Source organism: Corynebacterium sp. 122RC1, from assembly GCF_024580955.1.
Taxonomy (GTDB): domain Bacteria; phylum Actinomycetota; class Actinomycetes; order Mycobacteriales; family Mycobacteriaceae; genus Corynebacterium; species Corynebacterium kozikiae.
The window spans coordinates 1-777 of the sequence record NZ_JANIKD010000053.1 but is presented as its reverse complement, the minus strand read 5'-3'; the positions used below and the strand labels follow the sequence as shown (position 1 = coordinate 777).

The window sequence follows — 777 nt, the reverse complement described above, 5'->3', positions numbered from 1 at the left end:
TCGGCCACCCACAACTTATTGGGCCCAGGGGCCCTAAAGTGCCGATGGACCAAGTCAGGGCGCAGATCCGGCCGACGTGACTTACGTGTTGTCACAGGACCTCGGCCTTTGGCCCTGCCAGATACTCCAGCCAAGCGCATTAGCCTGGCTGTTTGCTCGCGACCAATATCAATTCCGTCGCGGCGAAGCGCATGCCACATTTTCCTTACCCCGTACACACGGAAGTTTTCAGCGTGCAGCGTGCGGATGCGGTCGATTAAAGCAGCGTCTCGGTGCCGGCGGGCACTTATCCCACGGGCCTTTGATTGGCGGTAGCCACGCGAGGTTATAAAACCACCCTCGCGATTGTTCTTCAACGTCGTACAGATGAACTCGACTGTGAAACGATCCCGGTGCGCATCGATGAATCGGATCATTTCCGACGTTTTGGGTCGAGTTCGGACGCGAAAAAAGCCGACGCCGCCTTCAACAACTCGTTGGTATCACGAAGCTCTTGGTTTTCTCGGCGCAGCCTCGCATTTTCAGCAATGATATCTTCCTCAGCACGAGTGACACCACCGTCACGGCGGGCTTGTTGAACCCATTGGCGAGCGCTGTGCCACGACACGCCCAGTTTAGGCGCGACTGCCTGGCATGCGGCTTGCAGTGAAAGATTCTCCGCCAGAATACGATCCTCAACCAAGCGGACCACACGGTCCTTCGCATCCTGATCAAACTTCTTTGGCATGTTCCAGATTTTCCCATCTACTCAAACGGAACAAAACCCGGGACACTTCA

At 56.0% G+C, this 777-nt stretch carries 1 protein-coding gene and 1 pseudogene; both read right to left on the bottom strand.

Going from position 1 to position 777, the window contains the following annotated elements:
* On the bottom strand, positions 1-416 hold a 416-nt coding region (locus NQ050_RS11305), incomplete at its 3' end, for an IS3 family transposase (RefSeq protein ID WP_368737072.1).
* Positions 413-752, bottom strand: a pseudogene (locus NQ050_RS11010) (transposase). The gene NQ050_RS11305 and the pseudogene NQ050_RS11010, both read right to left, overlap by 4 nt.
* Positions 753-777 lie beyond the last annotated feature (25 nt).